At 74.1% G+C, this 18,724-nt stretch carries 21 protein-coding genes; 16 read left to right on the forward strand and 5 right to left on the reverse strand.

What is annotated here, in order from left to right:
- On the reverse strand, positions 1-667 hold a 667-nt coding region (locus B4K29_RS02795; RefSeq protein ID WP_286966337.1), incomplete at its 3' end, for a GNAT family N-acetyltransferase.
- 66 nt (positions 668-733) lie between these two features.
- Between B4K29_RS02795 and B4K29_RS02800 the strand changes: the two genes are divergently transcribed.
- The 11 genes from B4K29_RS02800 to B4K29_RS02850 all read left to right on the forward strand — a co-directional run bounded on the left by B4K29_RS02800 (position 734) and on the right by B4K29_RS02850 (position 11,961).
- A complete protein-coding gene (locus tag B4K29_RS02800) occupies positions 734-2,911 on the forward strand; it encodes a primosomal protein N' (protein WP_286955198.1) in 2,178 nt (725 codons plus the stop codon).
- Positions 2,912-2,961: 50 nt separating this feature from the next.
- Positions 2,962-3,591, forward strand: coding sequence for an HAD-IA family hydrolase (locus B4K29_RS02805; RefSeq protein ID WP_029210450.1), 630 nt, complete (start codon positions 2,962-2,964; stop codon positions 3,589-3,591).
- 45 nt (positions 3,592-3,636) lie between these two features.
- Positions 3,637-4,185, forward strand: a complete 549-nt coding sequence (gene def, locus B4K29_RS02810; protein WP_029210451.1) for a peptide deformylase — start codon at positions 3,637-3,639, stop codon at positions 4,183-4,185.
- A 9-nt stretch (positions 4,186-4,194) separates the two neighbouring features.
- Positions 4,195-5,121: a methionyl-tRNA formyltransferase gene (fmt, locus tag B4K29_RS02815; protein WP_029210452.1), complete on the forward strand. Its 927-nt coding sequence runs from the start codon at positions 4,195-4,197 to the stop codon at positions 5,119-5,121.
- A complete protein-coding gene (locus B4K29_RS02820; protein WP_286966339.1) occupies positions 5,118-6,617 on the forward strand; it encodes an RsmB/NOP family class I SAM-dependent RNA methyltransferase in 1,500 nt (499 codons plus the stop codon). Before fmt ends, B4K29_RS02820 begins: the two co-directional genes overlap by 4 nt.
- Before the next feature lie 34 nt (positions 6,618-6,651).
- Positions 6,652-7,308 carry a ribulose-phosphate 3-epimerase gene (gene rpe, locus B4K29_RS02825; protein WP_029210453.1) on the forward strand — a complete coding sequence of 219 codons (657 nt, stop codon included), beginning with the start codon at positions 6,652-6,654 and terminating at the stop codon, positions 7,306-7,308.
- 258 nt (positions 7,309-7,566) lie between these two features.
- Entirely contained in the window at positions 7,567-7,830 is a 264-nt protein-coding gene (locus B4K29_RS02830) for a phosphoribosyl-ATP diphosphatase (protein ID WP_019286103.1), read from the forward strand.
- Between the two features lie 11 nt (positions 7,831-7,841).
- Positions 7,842-8,705: an ATP phosphoribosyltransferase gene (hisG, locus tag B4K29_RS02835; RefSeq protein WP_019286102.1), complete on the forward strand. Its 864-nt coding sequence runs from the start codon at positions 7,842-7,844 to the stop codon at positions 8,703-8,705.
- A gap of 7 nt (positions 8,706-8,712) precedes the next feature.
- Positions 8,713-9,198 carry a PH domain-containing protein gene (locus B4K29_RS02840; protein ID WP_029210454.1) on the forward strand — a complete coding sequence of 162 codons (486 nt, stop codon included), beginning with the start codon at positions 8,713-8,715 and terminating at the stop codon, positions 9,196-9,198.
- Positions 9,199-9,247: 49 nt separating this feature from the next.
- Positions 9,248-10,462, forward strand: coding sequence for a mannose-6-phosphate isomerase, class I (gene manA, locus B4K29_RS02845; RefSeq protein WP_029210455.1), 1,215 nt, complete (start codon positions 9,248-9,250; stop codon positions 10,460-10,462).
- Between the two features lie 44 nt (positions 10,463-10,506).
- A complete protein-coding gene (locus B4K29_RS02850; protein ID WP_019286099.1) occupies positions 10,507-11,961 on the forward strand; it encodes a uracil-xanthine permease family protein in 1,455 nt (484 codons plus the stop codon).
- Between the two features lie 4 nt (positions 11,962-11,965).
- Here the strand turns inward: B4K29_RS02850 and B4K29_RS02855 are convergent, their stop codons facing one another.
- Genes B4K29_RS02855 through B4K29_RS02865 form a run of 3 tightly spaced genes read right to left on the reverse strand, consistent with a single transcriptional unit; the run spans position 11,966 to position 14,337 of the window.
- Positions 11,966-13,138: an FUSC family protein gene (locus tag B4K29_RS02855; RefSeq protein ID WP_029210456.1), complete on the reverse strand. Its 1,173-nt coding sequence runs from the start codon at positions 13,136-13,138 to the stop codon at positions 11,966-11,968.
- 1 nt (position 13,139) lies between these two features.
- Positions 13,140-13,718: a DUF5655 domain-containing protein gene (locus tag B4K29_RS02860; RefSeq protein ID WP_286966340.1), complete on the reverse strand. Its 579-nt coding sequence runs from the start codon at positions 13,716-13,718 to the stop codon at positions 13,140-13,142.
- A 4-nt stretch (positions 13,719-13,722) separates the two neighbouring features.
- The gene (locus B4K29_RS02865; protein WP_286966341.1) at positions 13,723-14,337 is read right to left on the reverse strand and encodes a hypothetical protein; all 615 of its coding nucleotides are present in this window, start codon (positions 14,335-14,337) and stop codon (positions 13,723-13,725) included.
- 83 nt (positions 14,338-14,420) lie between these two features.
- Here B4K29_RS02865 and hisF point away from each other — a divergent pair, with 83 nt between their 5' ends.
- On the forward strand, positions 14,421-15,194 hold the full coding sequence (hisF, locus tag B4K29_RS02870; RefSeq protein WP_239263482.1) for an imidazole glycerol phosphate synthase subunit HisF: 774 nt from the start codon (positions 14,421-14,423) through the stop codon (positions 15,192-15,194).
- Positions 15,195-15,264: 70 nt separating this feature from the next.
- Here the strand turns inward: hisF and B4K29_RS02875 are convergent, their stop codons facing one another.
- Positions 15,265-15,903, reverse strand: a complete 639-nt coding sequence (locus B4K29_RS02875) for a TIGR03085 family metal-binding protein (RefSeq protein ID WP_286966343.1) — start codon at positions 15,901-15,903, stop codon at positions 15,265-15,267.
- 61 nt (positions 15,904-15,964) lie between these two features.
- Between B4K29_RS02875 and B4K29_RS02880 the strand changes: the two genes are divergently transcribed.
- The 4 genes from B4K29_RS02880 to B4K29_RS02895 all read left to right on the forward strand — a co-directional run.
- Positions 15,965-16,420, forward strand: a complete 456-nt coding sequence (locus B4K29_RS02880; protein WP_239263485.1) for an FBP domain-containing protein — start codon at positions 15,965-15,967, stop codon at positions 16,418-16,420.
- A gap of 18 nt (positions 16,421-16,438) precedes the next feature.
- Positions 16,439-16,819, forward strand: coding sequence for a phosphoribosyl-AMP cyclohydrolase (hisI, locus tag B4K29_RS02885; RefSeq protein WP_029210462.1), 381 nt, complete (start codon positions 16,439-16,441; stop codon positions 16,817-16,819).
- Positions 16,816-18,363, forward strand: coding sequence for an anthranilate synthase component I (locus tag B4K29_RS02890; protein WP_019286091.1), 1,548 nt, complete (start codon positions 16,816-16,818; stop codon positions 18,361-18,363). Before hisI ends, B4K29_RS02890 begins: the two co-directional genes overlap by 4 nt.
- The coding region (locus B4K29_RS02895) for a Trp biosynthesis-associated membrane protein (RefSeq protein WP_286966345.1) at positions 18,360-18,724 on the forward strand (365 nt) is incomplete at its 3' end. The genes B4K29_RS02890 and B4K29_RS02895, both read left to right, overlap by 4 nt.

Raw genomic sequence — 18,724 nt, forward strand, 5'->3', positions numbered from 1 at the left:
ATTGGGAGACACGCCCTAGGGCCGCGTGAGGCTGCCCACGGCAGGCTAGGGCTGCCTGGCCGGGCGGAGCATGCACCGCGCGTGCAGGTCGCCCGGCCGCAGCTCCTGCACGAGCTCGTAGCCGTACCGCTCGTAGAGCCGCACGTTCGGCGCGGTGCGTCTCGAGATAGGTCGCGACGCCGGCGGCGTCCGCGTCGGCGAGACCGTCGAGGAGCAGGGCCGACCCCACCCCAGCCCCCTGGTGGCCAGGGGCCACGCCGATAGCGTGGAGATAGCGGTGCTTTGCGGGCGCGAGGCGGCGGTGCGCGGCCTCGTGGGTGCGGTTGAGCCGGTCCAGACGCGCGGTGTCCCGCACCCCGACGACGAGGGGGAGGGTGGCCAGGCCGTGCCGCACCGAGGTGAGCAGGCCCAGCCCGACGTGCGGCCACCAGGCCCAGGCGGCGACGCCGGCCAGCTCGTGGGTGCCGGGGTCGAGCGCCACGCGGACCGATCCGTGCTGCCGTGCGTTGTCGAGGACGGCGCCGAAGAGCATCGGCAGGGCGCGCGCCCGGCGCCGGGGGTCCGGCAGAGCCGCCACCAGGTAGGGGTCGGCGGCGAACGCCTGGCTCAGGAGCCGCCGGGCGTCGGCGAGGTGGGCGGGCTCCAGGTCGCAGATCGTGGGCTTCATCGTGACAGTGTGCGACAGGACACGACCAGGTGCGGGTATGTCGGCGGCGTGCGGTAGAACATGGCCATGACCGAGGAGCAGCCGGCGCCGACCCAGGGCACCGCGGAGGCGAGCACGGGGGAGCAGCTGTCGCTCGTCCGGGCCCGCGTGCGCGGCGACCGGTCCCTGCCGCGGACGGGCTGCGCAGCGTCGTCGTCGCCCGTGTCGCCCGTGTCGTCGGCGGCCGAGCCGGTCGCCCCGGGCGGTCCGGCCGATCCCGTCGCCGAGGTGCTGGTCGACCTGCCCCTCGCCCACCTGGACCGTCCCTTCGAGTACACCGTGCCCGACGAGCTGGCCGAGACGGCCGTGCCTGGCGCGCGGGTCCGGGTCCGGTTCGCCGGCCAGGACGTCGACGGCTTCGTGATCGCCCGCAAGGGCCTGCCCGAGCACCAGGGTCGGCTCGCGCCGCTTCGACGCGTCGTGAGCCCCGAGCCCGTGCTGACCCCGGCCGTGCTGGACACCTGCCGCGAGGTCGCGCGGGCCCGTGCCGGGACGGTGTCCGACGTCCTGCGCCTCGCCGTCCCGCCTCGGCACGCGACCGCCGAGCGCAACCTCTCCGGCGAGCCGGCCGAGCCGCCGCCGCTGCCCGACCCCGGGCCGTGGCGCGAGCTGCGTGCGGGCGAGGCTTTCCTGCGGCACCTCGCCGAGGGCCGCTCGCCGCACGCGTGCTGGCAGGCGACGCCCTGCGGCGGGGACGCGGAGCGCGACTGGCCGCAGCTGCTGGCGCTCGCGGCGGCGACCGCGCTGTCGTCCGGTCGCGGGGTGCTGGTCGTGGTGCCCGACCACCGCGACGTCGACCGCGTGGACGCGGCGCTGGCGGCGGTGCTCGGCAAGGGGATGCACGTCCGCCTGACCGCGTCGCAGGGCCCCCAGGCGCGCTACACCGCCTGGCTCAAGGTGCTGCGCGGGCACGTGCGCTGCGTCGTGGGCACGCGCGCCGCCATGTTCGCGCCCGTCCACGACCTCGGCCTGGTGGCGTGGTGGGACGACGGCGACGACCTGCTCGCCGAGCCCCGAGCCCCCTACCCCCACGTGCGGGAGGTGCTGCTGGCGCGGGCCCGTCGCGAGGGGGCCGCGGCGCTCGCGGGCGGCTTCGGTCGGTCGGCCGAGGTGCAGCGACTGGTCGAGTCGGGCGCGATGCCGGTCGTCGCCGCCGACCCCGCCACGGTGCGACGCGCGGCCCCGCGCGTGGTGCTGGCCGGTGAGGGGCACGAGCAGGAGCGTGACGCAGCGGCCGCCAGCGCACACCTGCCGTCGCTCGCCTGGCGGACGGCCAAGAAGGCCCTCGACTCCGGGCCGGTGCTGGTCCAGGTGCCCCGTCGTGGTTACGCCCCGTCCCTGTCCTGCCAGGACTGTCGCGCACCGGCCCGCTGCCCGGCGTGCCACGGGCCGCTGGGCCTCGGCGGGCGGGACGCGCCGCCCCGGTGCCGGTGGTGCGGCCAGACCGTGGCGCGCTACGAGTGTCCCGAGTGCGAGGGCACCCGGCTGCGATCGTCCGTCGTCGGGGCGCGACGCACCGCGGAGGAGCTCGGACGCGCCTTCCCCGGGGTGCCGGTGATCACCTCCGGCTCCGGCGACGTCGTCGGCCGGGTCGAGTCCCGGCCGGCGCTGGTCATCGCCACCCCGGGGGCCGAGCCCGTGGCCGACGGGGGGTATGCCGCGGTCCTCCTGCTCGACGCGTGGGCCAGCCTCGACCGCTCCGACCTGGACGCCTCCCTCGAGGCCCTCCGCCGCTGGCTCGGCGCCGCCGCCCTGGCCCGGTCGGCGTCCTCGGGCGCCGTCGCGGTCCTGTGCGGTGCCCCGACCGACCTGTCCGTCCCGCCCGTCGAGGCGCTGGTGCGCTGGGACCCGGGCTGGCTGGCGGCCCGCGAGCTGGCCGAGCGCCGCGAGCTGTCCCTGCCGCCCGCGGTGGTCATGGCCCGCCTCGACGCGGAGCGGCACGCCCTCGCCGACGCGGTGGCCGCCGTGGGCCTCGCCGACACCGTCGAGCGCCTCGGACCGCTCCCGGCGCCGCCCCCACCGGCAGGTCCTCGACGGGTGACGGCCGACGACGCCCCGCCACGCCAGCGGATCCTCCTGCGCACGAGCCACGAGCACGCCCTCGAGCTGGCCGACGCCCTGCGGGCCATGCGCGCGACCCGATCGGCCCGCAAGGAGCTCGAGACCGTGCACGTCGTGGTCGATCCGCGCGACGGGGTGGTCTAGCGGCATACGGTGGGGCAGTCCGGGCGACCACGAGGTGAAGGCGAGACGGGATGAGCAGGCAGACACGCGCGATGGTCTTCGACCTCGGGCAGGTGCTCGTCGCGTGGGACCCCCTGCCGGCCATCGCCGCCGGCGTGGGGGAGGAGCGGGCCCGTGCCTTCCTCGCGGCCGACGACTTCCGGTTCCACGAGTGGAACCTCACGCTCGACCGGGGTGTGCCCGTCGCCGAGGCGGAGGAGCAGGCGATCGCGGACCACCCCGGATACGCCGACGAGATCCGTTCGTACGCAGCCAACTTCGACAAGTCGCTGACCCACCAGATCAACGGCACGGTCCAGATCCTGCGCGAGCTGTACGACGCCAAGGTCCCGCTCTTCGGGCTCACGAACTGGTCCAGCGAGCTGTTCGAGCAGCACGCCCGGCCGCGCTTCGCCTTCCTGCAGGGCTTCATCGACATCGTCGTGTCGGGCGCCGAGGGTGTGGTCAAGCCCGACCCGGCGATCTTCAGCATCCTTGAGCAGCGGATGGGGATCCCGCTGACCGAGTGCTGCTTCACCGACGACAACGCCCGCAACGTCCTGGCGGCGACCGCCTGCGGGCTCGACGCCGTCCGGTTCACCACGCCCGAGCAGCTCCGGCGTGACCTGGTGGCCCGCGGGGCCCCGCTGCGACCTGCGTAGACTGGGGCCGCCAGCCGTCGTCGCACCCCACAAGGACCGCAGCACGTGTCAGTCATGGACATCCGCCTGTTCGGCGACCCGGTCCTTCGCACCCCAGCCGCACCCGTGACCGACTTCGACGCCGAGCTGCGCGGGCTCGTCCAGGACCTGACGGACACCATGATCGACGCGCCCGGCGCCGGCCTGGCGGCACCCCAGCTGGGGGTCTCGCTGCGCGTCTTCACCTACTACGTCGACGGCGTCCTCGGGCACCTGGTCAACCCGTCCCTGGACCTGTCCGAGGAGATGCAGGACGGGGACGAGGGCTGTCTGTCGCTGCCGGGCCTCGCCTTCCCGACGCGTCGCGCGCTGCGGGTCGTCGCCACCGGCCAGGACATGCACGGCGAGCCACTCCGGCTGGAGGGCTCGGAGCTGCTGGCCCGCTGCGTCCAGCACGAGACCGACCACCTGGACGGGGTGCTGTTCATCGACCGGCTCGACCCCGAGCAGCGCCGGCTCGCCATGCGGGCGATCCGCGAGGCGCAGTGGTCCGGGGCCCCCGCACCCACCGTCAAGGCCAACCCCCACCTGCCCGGTTCGGCCTTCGGCCTCTAGGAGCCACCCATGCGCCTCGTCTTCGCCGGCACCCCGGCCGTCGCCCTGCCCAGCCTGGAGGCCCTGCTCGGGTCCTCCCACGACGTCGTCGCCGTCATCACCCGCCCCGACGCGCGCGCCGGCCGCGGCCGCACGCTCGTGCCCTCGCCGGTGCGCACGCGCGCCGAGGAGGCCGGGCTGGAGGTGCTGACGCCCACGAGCCTGCGCGACCCGGAGGCGCTCGACCGCCTGCGCGAGATCGCCCCCGACTGCTGCCCCGTCGTCGCCTACGGCGGGCTCGTCCCACCGGCGGCCCTGGCCATCCCCCCACGAGGCTGGGTCAACCTGCACTTCTCGGTGCTGCCGGCGTGGCGGGGCGCAGCGCCCGTGCAGCGCGCCGTCATGGCGGGCGACGAGATCACCGGGGCGACGACCTTCCTGCTCGAGGAGGGGCTGGACACCGGCCCGGTGCTCGGGCGGATGACGGAGGCCGTCCGACCCACCGACACGGCCGGGGACCTGCTCGAGCGGCTCTCCGTCGCCGGCTCCGGGCTGCTCGTCGAGACGCTCGACGCGATCGAGGCCGAGGCGATCCAGGCCGTGCCGCAGCGGCCCGGCGGGGTGTCCCACGCCCCCAAGCTCACCGTCGACGACGCCCGGATCAACTGGGCCGCACCGGGATTCGCCATCGATCGACAGGTGCGGGGGTGCACCCCGGAACCCGGGGCGTGGACGACCTTCCGCGGCGAGCGCCTGGGCCTCGGCCCCGTGACGGTCGACTCCCGTCCCGACCTGGGGCCGGGCGAGGTCGAGGCCGGCAAGCGGGACGTGGTGGTCGGCACCGCCACCACGGCGGTGCGGCTGTCGACCGTGCGGCCGCAGGGCAAGCGAGAGATGGCCGCTGCCGACTGGGCGCGCGGCGTGCGGATCGACGACGAGGACGTGATGGGCCAGTGACCACCCCCGACGAGCGCCGCCCCGGCCGTCCTGAGAGCCCCGCGCGCCCCGGTGGCCGGCGCGGTCCCCGGCAGAAGAGCGCCCAGCGACCCTCCGAGCGCGCCCGCAGTGGCGACCCCGCGCGGCTCACCGCCTACACCGTGCTGCGCAGCGTCGCCGAGGGCGGCTACGCCAACCTCGAGCTGCCCCGCCTCCTGCGCGGCCACGGCATGGCGGGTCGCGACGCGGCCTTCGCCACGGAGCTGACCTACGGCACCCTGCGGTGGCAGGGCCTCTACGACGCCGTCATCGCCGATGCGTCCGGCCGGTCCGTCGACAAGATCGACCCGCCTGTGCTCGACACCCTGCGCCTCGGGGCGCACCAGGTCCTCGGCATGCGCGTCCCCGCCCACGCGGCCGTCGCCGAGACGGTGGGGCTCGCGCGCCAGGTCAACGGCGCGGGGGCCGCGGGCTTCGTCAACGCGGTCCTGCGCCGGGTGAGCGAGCGGTCCAGGCAGGAGTGGCTGGACCGGGTGCTGCCCGCCGGGACCGGCGTGGACCGGCTGGCCATGGAGCACTCCCACCCCGAGTGGATCGTCCGCGCCCTGCGCGCCGCCCTCCTCGCCCACGGCGCCGCCACGACCGAGACCGTCGACCAGGAGCTCGTCTCCCTGCTGGAGGCCGACAACGACCCCGCCGACGTCATGCTCGTGGCCCGCCCCGGGCTGGTCGAGGTCGCCGACCTGGTCCGCCTCGGCGCCGAGCCCGCCCCGGTGTCGCCGGTCGGCGCGGTCCTTCGCAGCGGCGACCCCGGCGCGCTGGCCCCCGTCCGCGACGGCCGCGCGGCCGTGCAGGACGAGGGCTCGCAGGTCCTGGCGCTGGCGCTCGCGGCCGTTCCCGTCGAGAGCTCGGACGACTACCCCGAGGAGTGGCTGGACCTGTGCGCCGGCCCCGGCGGCAAGGCCGGTCTGCTGGCCGCCCTGTCCGTCGGGCGCGCCTACCTCACCGCCAACGAGGTCAGCCCCCACCGGGCCGACCTCGTCCGGCAGGGGCTGCGGGCCGCGATCGGCGCCGGCGCCGGCGTGGAGGTCCGCGTGGGCGACGGCCGGGACACCGGGGTCGACGAGCCGGGTCGCTACGACCGGGTGCTGGTCGACGCCCCCTGCACCGGGCTGGGCGCGCTGCGCCGGCGTCCCGAGGCGCGGTGGCGCCGCACCACCGCGGACCTCGCGGCCCTCACCGAGCTGCAGCGCGAGCTGCTCGCGTCCGCCATCGAGGCCACCCGCCCCGGCGGGGTGATCGCCTACGCGACCTGCAGCCCGCACGTCAACGAGACCACGTTCGTGGTGCAGGACGTCGCCGGCCGCCGGGACGACGTGGAGGTGCTGGACGCCCACGCCGTCCTCCGGGAGGTGGCGCCTGGGCTCGAGGTCGCGGGGGAGGGCCCTCACGCCCAGCTGTGGCCGCACCGCAACGAGACCGACGGCATGTTCCTCGCGCTGCTGCGCAAGCGCTGACCGGGAGCGTCGTGGGCTCGCCTAGGCTGTGCCCGTGCAGATCTCGCCCAGCATCCTGTCCTCGGACTTCGCCAACCTGCAGCACGAGCTCGAGCGCATCGGCAACGCCGACTGGGCTCACGTGGACGTCATGGACGGCCACTTCGTGCCCAACCTGACGCTGGGCCTGCCCGTCGTCGAGGCGCTCGCGCGGGTGAGCCCGATCCCGCTCGACTGCCACCTGATGATCGACGACCCCGACCGCTGGGCGCCGGGCTACATCGAGGCCGGGGCCGGGTCGGCGACCTTCCACGTCGAGGCGGCCCGCGACCCGCGGGCGCTCGCCCGGGCCCTGCGCGCCGCGGGTGGCCGGGCCGGTATGGCGCTCAAGCCCGGCACCGCGTTCGCGCCATACGCCGACCTGGTGCCCGAGCTCGACATGATCCTCGTGATGACCGTCGAGCCCGGGTTCGGCGGCCAGTCCTTCATGGCGGACCAGATGCCCAAGGTCCGCCAGGTCCGTGAGGCGGTGAGCCGCCACGGCGGCGAGGTCTGGATCCAGGTCGACGGCGGGGTGTCCGCCACGACCATCGAGCAGTGCGCCGAGGCGGGGGCCGACGTCTTCGTGGCCGGGTCCGCGGTCTACGGCGCCGAGGACGCGGCGGCGGCGGTCGACGACCTGCGGCGTCTCGTGGCGGCCCACGAGGACTGACTAGTCAGACTGAGTACCCGCACCTAGTTACTCTCTGTTCGATTTGTCGTACTATGTGTGCCCAGTAGTACTTCTCGGGGGAGAGGGGTCACGGTGCCGTCGACCAGTCGCGCAGCGCTCGAGTGCCTGCGTCGTGTCCCGGCGCTGGCGCGCCAGGCCGTCCGGGAGGGGAGCGCCCCCGCCGGGGCCCGGATGGACGCGGTTCCGCGTCGCGGACGACGTCATACGGCCGTCACGGGGAGCCGTAGGCTGTAGGGCGTGAAGACCTTCGACCAGCTGTTCGCCGAGCTCACCGACAAGGCCGTGACCCGGCCGGAAGGCTCCGGCACGGTGGCCGAGCTCGACAAGGGCGTGCACTTCATCGGCAAGAAGATCGTCGAGGAGGCCGCCGAGGTGTGGATGGCGGCCGAGCACGAGGGTGACGAGCGGGCCGCCGAGGAGATCAGCCAGCTGCTCTACCACCTCCAGGTCCTCATGGTCGCCCGGGGCATCAGCCTGGACGACGTCTACGCCCACCTCTGACCGGAGACCCCATGCTGCGAGTCGCCGTCCCCAACAAGGGGTCGCTGTCCGAGCCCGCCACGACGATGATGAAGGAAGCGGGCTACGCCCAGCGTCGTGACACCAAGGAGCTCGTCCTCACCGACGCCGACAACGGCGTCGAGTTCTTCTACCTGCGTCCCCGCGACGTCGCCGTCTACGTCGGGGCCGGCACCGTCGACCTCGGCATCACGGGTCGGGACCTGCTGCTGGACTCCGGCAGCACCGCCCGCGAGGTCATGGCCCTGGGCTTCGCCCGGTCGACCTTCCGGTTCGCCGCGCCGGCGGGCTCCATGGGATCCGTCGCCGACATCGACGGGCGGCGCGTGGCGACGTCATACTCCGGCCTGGTCCGGTCCCACCTGGACACCCACGGCATCACGGCCGAGGTCGTCCACCTCGACGGGGCCGTCGAGACCGCGGTGACCCTCGGCGTGGCCGACCTGATCGCGGACGTGGTCGAGACGGGCACGACCCTGCGCAACGCCGGCCTCGAGGTCTTCGGCGACCCCATCCTGCGCAGCGAGGCCGTGCTGATCAGCCGTTCGGACGCCGGGGGCGCCACCCAGGGGGAACCCGACCCGGCCCTGGAGACCCTGCGCCGCCGGCTCCACGGCGTGCTCGTGGCCCGCCAGTACGTCCTGATGGACTACGACTGCCCGAGCGAGCTCGTGGAGCGCGCGGTGGCGGTCACGCCCGGGCTGGAGTCCCCGACCGTGTCGCCGCTGCACGACCGGTCCTGGGTCGCCGTGCGCTCGATGGTGCCCCGCAAGCAGACCAACGCCGTGATGGACGAGCTCTATCGCATCGGGGCGCGCGGCATCCTGGTCACCGACATCGCCGCCTGCCGGCTGTGACCGCCGGATGAGCAGCCTCGACCGTCCGGGGCCGGCGCCCTACGACCCCTTCCAGCCCCGACGGGGCCGAGCGATGGCGCTCACCGCGGGGGTCCTGAGCCTCCTGCTCTTCTGCATCCTGGCGGCGCTGGTCCCGGGCGGGGCGCGGGGGTTCGGCGTCGTGGACCGGCTCATGCTGGTGGCGTGCGGCGTGGCGATCGCGTTCGTGCTCGCCCGTTACGCCGCCATCCGGGCCCTGCCGGACGAGTCCGGGCTGACCGTCCGCAACCTCATGACCACCCGCCACCTGCCCTGGACCAGCATCGAGTCGGTGCGGTTCGGGCACGGCGACCCCTGGGTGTCCCTCGTGCTCGACGACACCGAGACCGTCGCCGTCATGGCCATCCAGCGGGCCGACGGCCTCGGGTCGCAGGCGGAGGCAGGTCGCCTGGCGGCCCTGGTGGAGTCCCACCGCGGCGACCGCGACGACGTCGCCCGGACCTGGGACGCCTGACCTTCCCCAATCCGCCGTCCAGGGGCTCCCACGTCGTTAGAGTTGCCGGGTGGATCGTCTCGAAGCCGTCGTCCAGCCCTACGACTGGGGCTCCCGCTACGTCATCGCCACCCTCCAGGGTCGGCCGACGCCGTCGCCCGGTCCCGAGGCGGAGCTCTGGATCGGGGCCCACCCCGCCGCTCCCGCGCTGCTCGAGCGCGAGCAGGGCCTGACCACCCTCCACAAGGTCATCTCAACGGACCCCGAGGGGGAGCTCGGCGCCGGGTGCGCGAGCCGGTTCGACGGTCGCCTGCCCTTCCTGCTCAAGGTCCTCGCCGTCGAGAAGGCCCTGTCGATCCAGGTGCACCCCGACCGCACCCAGGCGCAGGAGGGATGGGCCCGGGAGGACGCGGCGTCGATCCCGCTGCGCGATCCGGCCCGCAACTACAAAGACGACTGGCCCAAGCCGGAGGCGGTGCTGGCGCTCACCGAGTTCGAGGCGCTCGCGGGGTTCCGCAGCGCCGAGGACGCGGCCCGGGTCGTCGAGCACCTGCAGGTCCCGGCGCTGGCCCCCGTCGTGGAGGCCCTGCGCGGGGGCGGGGCCCAGGCGCAGGCCCTCACGACCCTGCTCCACTGGCCCATGCGCGAGCGTGACCAGCTGCTGGCCGACGTCGAGTGGCGCTGCGGCGAGCTCGCGGACGACCCCGCCGTCGTGGACGAGGACCGCGCGGCCTTCCGCGCCGCGGTGCGGATCGCGCGCCAGCACCCCGGCGACATCGGCCTGGTCGCCTCGCTCCTGCTGCAGCACGTGGTCCTCCAGCCCGGCGAGGGACTGTTCATGCCCGCCGGCGGCCTGCACTGCTACCTGCAGGGGACGGGCGTCGAGCTGCTCGCCAACTCGGACAACGTCGTGCGGGCCGGGCTGACCTCCAAGCACGTGGACGTGGACGAGCTGCTGCGCCTGCTCGACCCGTCCGTGATCGTCCCGACGCTCCGCGCGGTCGAGGTCGCGCCGGGGATCACGCACTTCGAGACGCCGGCGCCGGAGTTCGACCTGCTGCGCTGCGTGGTCGGGGGTAGCGACGCTGGTCCCGGGGCCCAGCACCTGCCTGGTGACGGGGCTCCGCGGCTGCTGCTGTGCCTCGAGGGCGAGGTGACGGTGACCGACGGCGGGGGCGACCAGGTCGTGCTCGGCCGGGGCGACACGTGCTACTCCCCGGCCACGGACTCGGGGCTGGTCCTGACCGGTCGTGGCGACGTCGTGATCGGCACCACAGGTCGCTAGGATGGCGCGGGCCGGACGCTCCGGCCGGCGAGGAGCATGACCTGATGGCGCTGTGGACGCTGCACAACGGGGGAGTCCTGGAGCCGGGAGCCGTGGTGGCCCCGCACGAGAGGCTCGGCTGGGGCAAGACCATCGGGCTCGGTGCCCAGCACGTCGTCGCGATGTTCGGCGCGACCTTCGTCTTCCCGATCCTCATGGGGCTCAACCCCCAGCTCGCGGTGATGATGAGCGGCGTCGCGACGCTGCTGTTCCTGGCGATCGTGCGTGGCCGGGTCCCGAGCTACCTGGGCTCGTCGGCGTCCTTCGTCGGGGTCGCGACCGCCATCTACGCCGCGGGCGGGACCCCGGCGCACGTGTCCGGCGCGATGCTGTGGTGCGGTGTCGCCCTGGCCGTCGTGGGTGTCGTCATCCACCTCGCCGGCGCCACCGCCATCCACCGCACGCTGCCCCCCGTGGTCACCGGCGCGGTCGTCATGCTCATCGGGTTCAACCTCGCGCCGGTGGTCGCGCGCACCTACTGGCCGCAGGACCAGTGGGTCGCGCTGCTGGTCATGCTGGTCGTGGTGCTGCTCAACGTCGGGGTCCGCGGGTTCCTCTCCCGGGTCGCGATTTTCCTCGCCCTCGTGATCGGGTATGCCGTGTCCTGGGTCCTCGACCTCGTGGCCGGACCCATCACGAGCTTCCAGCCGGGCGCCGTCTCCGCGCAGAACCCCACCGGTGTCGTGGAGCACCTGCGCCTCGACTGGTCGGCGGTCAGCGCGGCCCCGTGGTTCGGCTTCCCGCCCGCCACGTCCGGCACCACCGTCGGCTGGCACCTGCCGCAGTTCTCGCTCGCCTACGCCCTGCTCGCCCTGCCCGTCGTCATCGCCCTCATCGCCGAGAACACCGGCCACGTCAAGGCCGTCGCCGAGATGACCGGCACCCCCCTCGACAAGGACATGGGCAAGGCGATCATGGCTGACGGCCTGGGCTCGGTCCTCGCCACCGGGGTGGGCGCCGGGCCCACGACCACGTATGCCGAGAACATCGGCGTCATGGCCGCCACCCGTGTCTACTCCACCGCCGCCTACGTCGTGGCCGCGCTCGTGGCCATCCTGTTCGGCTTCTCCCCGAAGTTCGGGGCGATCATCTCGGCCACCCCGGGTGGTGTGCTCGGCGGCATCTGCGTCGTGCTCTACGGCATGATCGGCCTGCTCGGCGCCAAGATCTGGAAGGAGAACGGGGTCGACTTCGGCAACCCCGTCAACCTGGTCCCCGTCGCCGCCGGCATCATCATCGGCATCGGGGACACCTCGCTGCGGTTCACGGACGACTTCACCCTCGGGGGCATCGCGCTCGGCACCATCGTCACCGTCGGGCTCTACCACCTCGCGCACGCGGTGGCCCCGCGCCACCTGCGCGACACCGCGGGCGGCAGCAACATCGTCCTGGACGCCCCCGGCATGTACGTCGACGAGGACTACCGCGAGCTCGCCGGGGACGAGCGCGACCGGCGCTGAGCGGCTACTCGGTGGTCGGCGGGGGAGTGTCCCTGCCCAGGTCGGTCTCCAGCACGCGGCGGATCTCGTGCTGGGCGGCGTCGAAGGACAGGCCCAGCACCTGCAGCAGGTCCACCACGATGGAGCGGAGCTGCGCGCGGATGACCTCGGCCGAGAGGGTCGCGTCGGGGTCGGGGTCGCGCGTCAGCCGCCCGATCTCGAGCAGCTCCGGCTCCAGGTCCTCCGACAGCTCGCCGGCGCTGAGGGCGTCGGAGATGTGGTCGACGACCTCGGCGAGCCGGTCGATGGCGTCGGTGTAGCGGTCCGGGACGTGCTCGGCGTTCTGCAGCGCGACGGTGGCCCGGCGGATGAGCACCCGCATGTTGCGGATGGCCCGGTCCATCGGCTCCATCAGGTTGGCGACCTCCTCCACCGCGGGTCGGTGCCGCCGGTGGAAGGGCGTGACCCGCATGACCTCCAGGCTGTCCGCGGAGAAGCCGCGCAGCGCCGTCAGGTCGCGCTCGGTGGCGCGGGCGGCCGTCAGGGCCTCCTCGCAGGCCTCGAGGTCGTCGTCGCGCAGGGCGGACGAGGTCGCGTGCAGCAGGTCGCCGATCGCGTCCAGGATCTTGCTCGCCTGGCTGCGCGGCTTGACGAGGGAGGAGCTGGGCACGAGGGAGGCGAACACCAGGGCGACCACCGCCCCGACGAGCGCCTCGAACCAGCGGCCGAACGCGCCCTGGGGGGCGGCGGCCAGCAGGGCCACGATCATGCCCTGGATGCCGGCCTGGTTGGCCATGAGGGTGCCCGCCCCGAGGAGGGTGGCGATCGTCATACCGGCACTGACGATCAGCAGGATCTGCCAGGGCCCGATGCCGAAGAGGTGCACGAAGGACTCCCCGATGAACGCCCCCACCGCGACGCCCACCGTGATCTCCAGCGCCCGGCGCAGCCGCTGGCCGTAGGTCATCCCGAGCGCGACGATCGCCGCGACGGGCGCGAACAGCGGCACACCCACGTCGAAGACGTAGTGCGCGATGGAGTAGGCGGTCATCGCCGCGAGGGCGCACTGGGCGATGAAGAAGAGCCGCTGGCGCAGGCGACGGGCGCTGCGCAGCGCCCCGCGCCGGGACAGCCGGGCGGACGAGCGACCCAGGTCTGCGGCGCGCTCGCCCCAGTGGACGTGACGGGTGGCGCCCACGTCAGTTCTGCTCGTAGGCGGCCAGCACCAACGGCTCCAGCGTGCTGACCTGCTCGATCGGCGTGGCCGCCGGCAGGTGGATCCAGTGGGTGGCCTGGGCGAAGCCCTTGGCCGGCTCGAGCCGGTCGTCGGCGGGCGTGACCTGGCGATAGCGCAGCCCGACCCGGAGGGTGTTGCGCGGGCCGGGCGCCACCGCGAGGAACTGGGTCGTCCGCACCACGGGGATGTAGGTCGCGCGACCCTGCACCTCGGCGTCCCCACCCATCGCGCGGCCCAGCCCGACGACCGCCTCGTGCAGGGGCCGCAGGTGGGATCGCTTGCCGGCATACAGCTCGTCGGTGAACTCGTCGGCGGTGGGCATGGACCACCCGGCCGCCTCGGCCGCCGCGAAACCCACCGTCCACCGCGAGTTCTGGGCCAGGCCGTGCACGTCCCCCAGCCAGGCGCGGACGGCCTTCTGGTCCAGCGGGTCCGGCCCCTCGGCCTGCACCAGCGCCACCCACTGCTCGACCGTGCGCCCGGTGCGGTCCTTCATCGAGCGGGTGACCGCGTCCACCATGTCCTTCGGTTCGTTGCCCACGCGCTCATTGTCCCGTATCCAGGACGAGGTCGGCGTGATCTCGGGTCGCCTCGCGGGCGAAGTGGGCGCCCTCCTGACGGGACCAGCGCTCCCAGTGGGGACGGTAGGCCTCGCCGTCGCGCTCGAGCCCGCGACGCATGCGGGTCTCGCGGTCGGCCTCCAGCCAGGCCAGGGCGGACAGCCGAGGCCGTATGACGCGCGCCCCGCACCCCACGCCCTCCACGACGAGCCACCGTGCGGTGCACGGGATCTCGTGGCGCTCGGCATAGACGCCGCGCTCCCAGTCGTAGCGCCGGTAGGACGCGTCCCGGCCCTCGGCCAGCGGCTCGACGACCTGGGAGGACAGCAACGGCACGGCGGCGGCCAGACCGTCCCAGCCGGGGTAGAGGTCGTCCATGTGCAGGACCTGTACCTCGGCGGGGGTCGGCCGGGCCTCGTCGTTGCCGTCGCCCCTCAGCCCGGTCAAGTGCGCCTCGACGTCCCCCGCGAAGGTCGTCTTGCCGGAGCCGCTGGGCCCGTCGATCGCGATGATCCGGGTGCCGCAGGGCAGGGCGGGCCGCTGCCGGGCGATGCGGACCAGCTCGGCGGCGGAGCTGGCGGAGGTGGCGGACGAGAGCATGGCGCCGAGCCTAGGCGCCGGCGCATCGTCCGGCGATCAGGCCATGAGGGGACCGGTCGAGCCTGCGTGGCTAGGATCTGCGGGTGACTGTCGCCACCCGTGTGATCCCTTGCCTGGACGTCGACGCCGGACGCGTCGTCAAGGGCGTCAACTTCGAGAACCTCCGGGACGCGGGCGATCCCGTCGAGCTGGCGCGCACCTATGACGCGCAGGGCGCCGACGAGCTGACCTTCCTCGACGTGACCGCGAGCTCGGGCAACCGGGAGACGACATACGAGATGGTGCGGCACTGCGCCGAGCAGGTGTTCATCCCGCTGACCGTCGGCGGGGGGGTGCGCACCCCCGAGGACGTCGACCGGCTGCTGCGGGCCGGCGCCGACAAGGTGGGCGTCAACACCGCCGCGATCGCCCGACCCGAGGTGATCAGCGAGATCGCCGACCGGTTCGGCAACCAGGTGCTGGTGCTGTCCGCGGACGTCCGGCGGCGCCGGGACGAGCAGGGCCGGCCGGTCGAGGGCTTCGAGGTGACGACCCACGGCGGCAAGCGCGGCACGGGCATCGACGCCGTCGAGTGGTGCGCGCGGGCCGAGCGGCTCGGCGCGGGGGAGATCCTGCTCAACTCCATGGACGCCGACGGCACCAAGGACGGCTTCGACCTCGAGCTGATCCGCCTCGTCCGGCGCGAGGTCACCGTGCCGCTCATCGCGTCGGGGGGCGCGGGCGCGCTCGAGCACTTCGCGCCCGCGGTCGAGGCCGGGGCGGACGCGGTGCTCGCGGCGAGCGTCTTCCACTACGGCGAGCTGACGATCGGTCAGGTCAAGGACGCGTTGCGCGCCGCCGGGCACGAGGTGCGCTGACCGGATCGACCCGACCTCGACACATCCGCCTGGCGTGCGAAGCCAGGCGGACGTGACTACCTGAGGCAGGTCAGAGGCCGAGGGAGGTCGTGCGGAAGACGCGGTCGGCCTCCGGGGAACCCTCGACCGTCACGTCGGCCGCCGAGGTCCGCCCGGTCAGGTAGAGCAGGAGGTCGCCGGGACGCCCGGTCAGCGTGACCGACCCCGCCGCGGTGGGCTTGCGCAGCACCTGCTCGCCGTGACCCGGAGCGACGGCCGTGACGCCGACCTTGCACCGCAGCAGGGACAGCCTCCCCATCGTCGAGACCATCCGCCACAGGGCCGCCTCGAGCTCCGGGGTCATCGGGACGTGGGCCACGGGCTGCTGCGCGCGCAGGACGTCCTCGTGGTGGATGTAGAACTCCGACAGGTTCATCCGCTCGTCGACGGCGGGGATCCGTGCGGGCGCGTAGGCCGGGGGGCCGAAGCGCACGAGGTCGACCAGCTCGGGCCAGGGGCGGGCGGCATACGTCCGCTGGACCTTGGCCGTGTGGCCCGCGAGGGCCGGGACCACGATCCCGGCCGCGGCGTCGGGGCGACGGTCGCGGGTCGCGAGGTGGGCCGCGAGGTCACGGGTCGTCCACCCCTCGTTGAGGGTGGGGGCGTCCGGACCGACACGGTCGAAGAGGTCGGACAGGGCCTGGCGCTGGGCGGTGGCGAGCGAGGTCATGGGGCCATCCTGGCACCCGAACCGGTGGCTCCGGCACCCTGGGATGTGGTGGACTCGCGGAGTGCGTGCCCTCACCGAGCCCGAGATCCGATCCGCCTTCGTCAACGCCTCCCGCCGCGAGGCCGCCCAGGCCGCGATGCCTGATCTGGACGTGATCGACTGGCCGGCGCAGGACGTCCTGGGGTGGCGGGACCCCAAGCGGCCGCTGCTCGCCTATGTCGTGCTGGAGGACGACCAAGGAGAGCCCGGCGCCGTGATGCTGCGGCCGGCCGCCGAGGCCGCCGGGGCACCCCGGCGCCGCAAGGTGTGCTCCTGGTGCCAGGACATCACCGAGACCGCCGACGTCAGCATGTATGTCGCGCGCCGTGCCGGCCCGGCCGGACGCGCCGGCAGCACGGTGGGGACGCTCATCTGCACCGACTTCACGTGCTCGCGCAACGTGCGGCGGGCACCCACGCCGATGGAGGTGGGCACGTGCTCGCCGGTGACGAGACGGCGTGACCGGGCACCCCGGTGACCTTGGCACAATGACCCGGTGACCCCCGACGACGCCATACGGCCTCCCGCCCTGGACCCGAGCATCGCGAGCCGCCTCAAGCGCGACGACCACGGACTGGTCGCGGCGGTGGTGCAGCAGCACGACACCGGTGACGTGCTCATGATCGGCTGGATGGACGACGAGGCGCTGCGTCGCACGCTCGCCGAGGGGCGCGTGACCTTCTGGAGCCGCAGCCGTCAGGAGTACTGGCGCAAGGGCGACACCTCCGGTCACGCCCAGTTCGTCAAGGGCGTGGCGATCGACTGCGACGGAGACGCCCTGCTGGTGCGCGTCGACCAGGTCGGCGCCGCCTGCCACACCGGCGAGCGCACCTGCTTCTACACCGATCTGCCTGCGACAGAAGGGAATCGACCGTGAGCGACCGGACCGCCGAGGCCGTGCCCGACCTGGGCTACGGCGTCACCTGGCCGCCCCTCGACACCTTCCGCGAGCTGGCCGCCGGCCGTCGGGTGATCCCCGTGGCGCGGCGCCTGCTCGCCGACGCCGAGACGCCGCTGTCGGTCTATCGCAAGCTCGCGCAGGACCGGCCGGGCACCTTCCTGTTCGAGTCGGCCGAGCACGGCGGCGTGTGGTCGCGCTACTCGATCGTGGGGGCGGCCAGCCTCGCCACCCTGACCGAGAGCGGGGGCGCGGCCACCTGGCTCGGCGACGTGCCCGCGGGCATCCCCACGGAGGGCAGCCCGGTGGAGGTCCTGCGCGACACCGTGGAGGTGCTCGGCACCGACCCCGTCGCGGGCCTGCCGCCCCTCACCGGCGGGATGGTCGGCTTCGTCGGCTATGACGCGGTCCGCCGGTGGGAGCGTGTGCCCGACGGCGCCGAGGACGTCCTGCACCTGCCCGAGCTGGCCATGATGCTCGCCACCGACCTCGCCGTGATGGACCACGCGGACGGCTCGATCCTGCTCGTGGCCAACGCGATCAACGTGGACGACACGGACGAGCGGGTGGACGAGGCGCACGCCGGCGCCGTGGAGCGGCTCGACCGGATGGTGCGCGAGCTGGCTGCTCCGGCGCCGAGCACGGTCGCCGTGGTCGAGCCGCTTGCGCCGGGGGCGACGAGCAACATGTCTCCTGAGGACTTCCACGCGATGGTCGAGCAGGGCAAGGAGGCGATCCGCGCGGGCGAGGTCTTCCAGGTCGTGCTGTCGCAGCGGTTCAGCGTGCCGTGCCCCGCCGACGCCCTCGACGTCTACCGCGTCCTGCGCGCCTCCAACCCCAGCCCCTACATGTACCTCCTGCGCTGCCCCGACCCCGACGGCGGCAGCTATGACATCGTCGGGTCCAGCCCGGAGGCCCTGGTCAAGGTGACCGGGCGGCGCGTCATCACCCACCCGATCGCCGGGTCCCGTCCGCGGGGCGCCGGCCCCGAGGAGGACGTGCAGCTCGAGAAGGACCTGCTGGCCGACCCCAAGGAACGCTCCGAGCACGTGATGCTCGTCGACCTGTCCCGCAACGACCTGCAGCGCGTCTGCGACGCCGGCACGGTCGACACCGTCGAGTTCATGACGATCCGGCGCTACAGCCATATCATGCACATCGAGTCCACGGTCGTCGGTCGCCTCTCGGAGGGGCGGAGCGCGTATGACGTCCTGGCCGCCACGTTCCCCGCCGGCACGCTGTCAGGGGCACCCAAGCCCCGCGCGCTCAGCCTCATCGACGAGCTCGAGCCGAGCCGCCGCGGGCTCTACGGGGGGGTGGTCGGCTACCTCGACTTCCACGGGGACCTCGACATGGCGATCGCCATCCGCACCGCCCTCATCCGCGACGGGGTCGCGCACGTGCAGGCCGGCGGCGGCATCGTCGCGGACTCGGTGCCCGAGCTCGAGCTGCAGGAGTCCCGCAACAAGGCGGCGGCAGCCCTGCGGGCCGTCGCCGCCGCGACCGGCTTGCGGGCGCCGTGAGCCCGGCCCGGGTGGTCGTGCTCCCGGCCCTGCTGGGCGCCGGGACCGTGCTCGGGCTGGCGACCCAGCCCTGGGCCACCGGCAGCTCCGTGGACGCCCTGGTCGGGAGCCGGACCGTCACCGCGACCGGATCGTCGCTGGTCCCCCTCGCGGGGGCGCTGGCGCTCGCGGCCGCCGCCGCGTCGATCGTGGCCGTCACCGGCGGGCGGGTGGTGCGCCGCGTCGCGGCCGTCGTCCTGCTGCTGGCGGCGCTCGGCTGCGCGGTCGCCGTCGGGTGGTTCCTCGCGGACCCGGCCTCGCCGCTGGCCGCCGACCTCGCGACCCGCACCGGACGGACGTCGCCGCCGCGGGTGAAGATCGG

This window comes from Arsenicicoccus sp. UBA6765 (assembly GCF_002453335.1).
GTDB lineage: Bacteria > Actinomycetota > Actinomycetes > Actinomycetales > Dermatophilaceae > Arsenicicoccus > Arsenicicoccus bolidensis.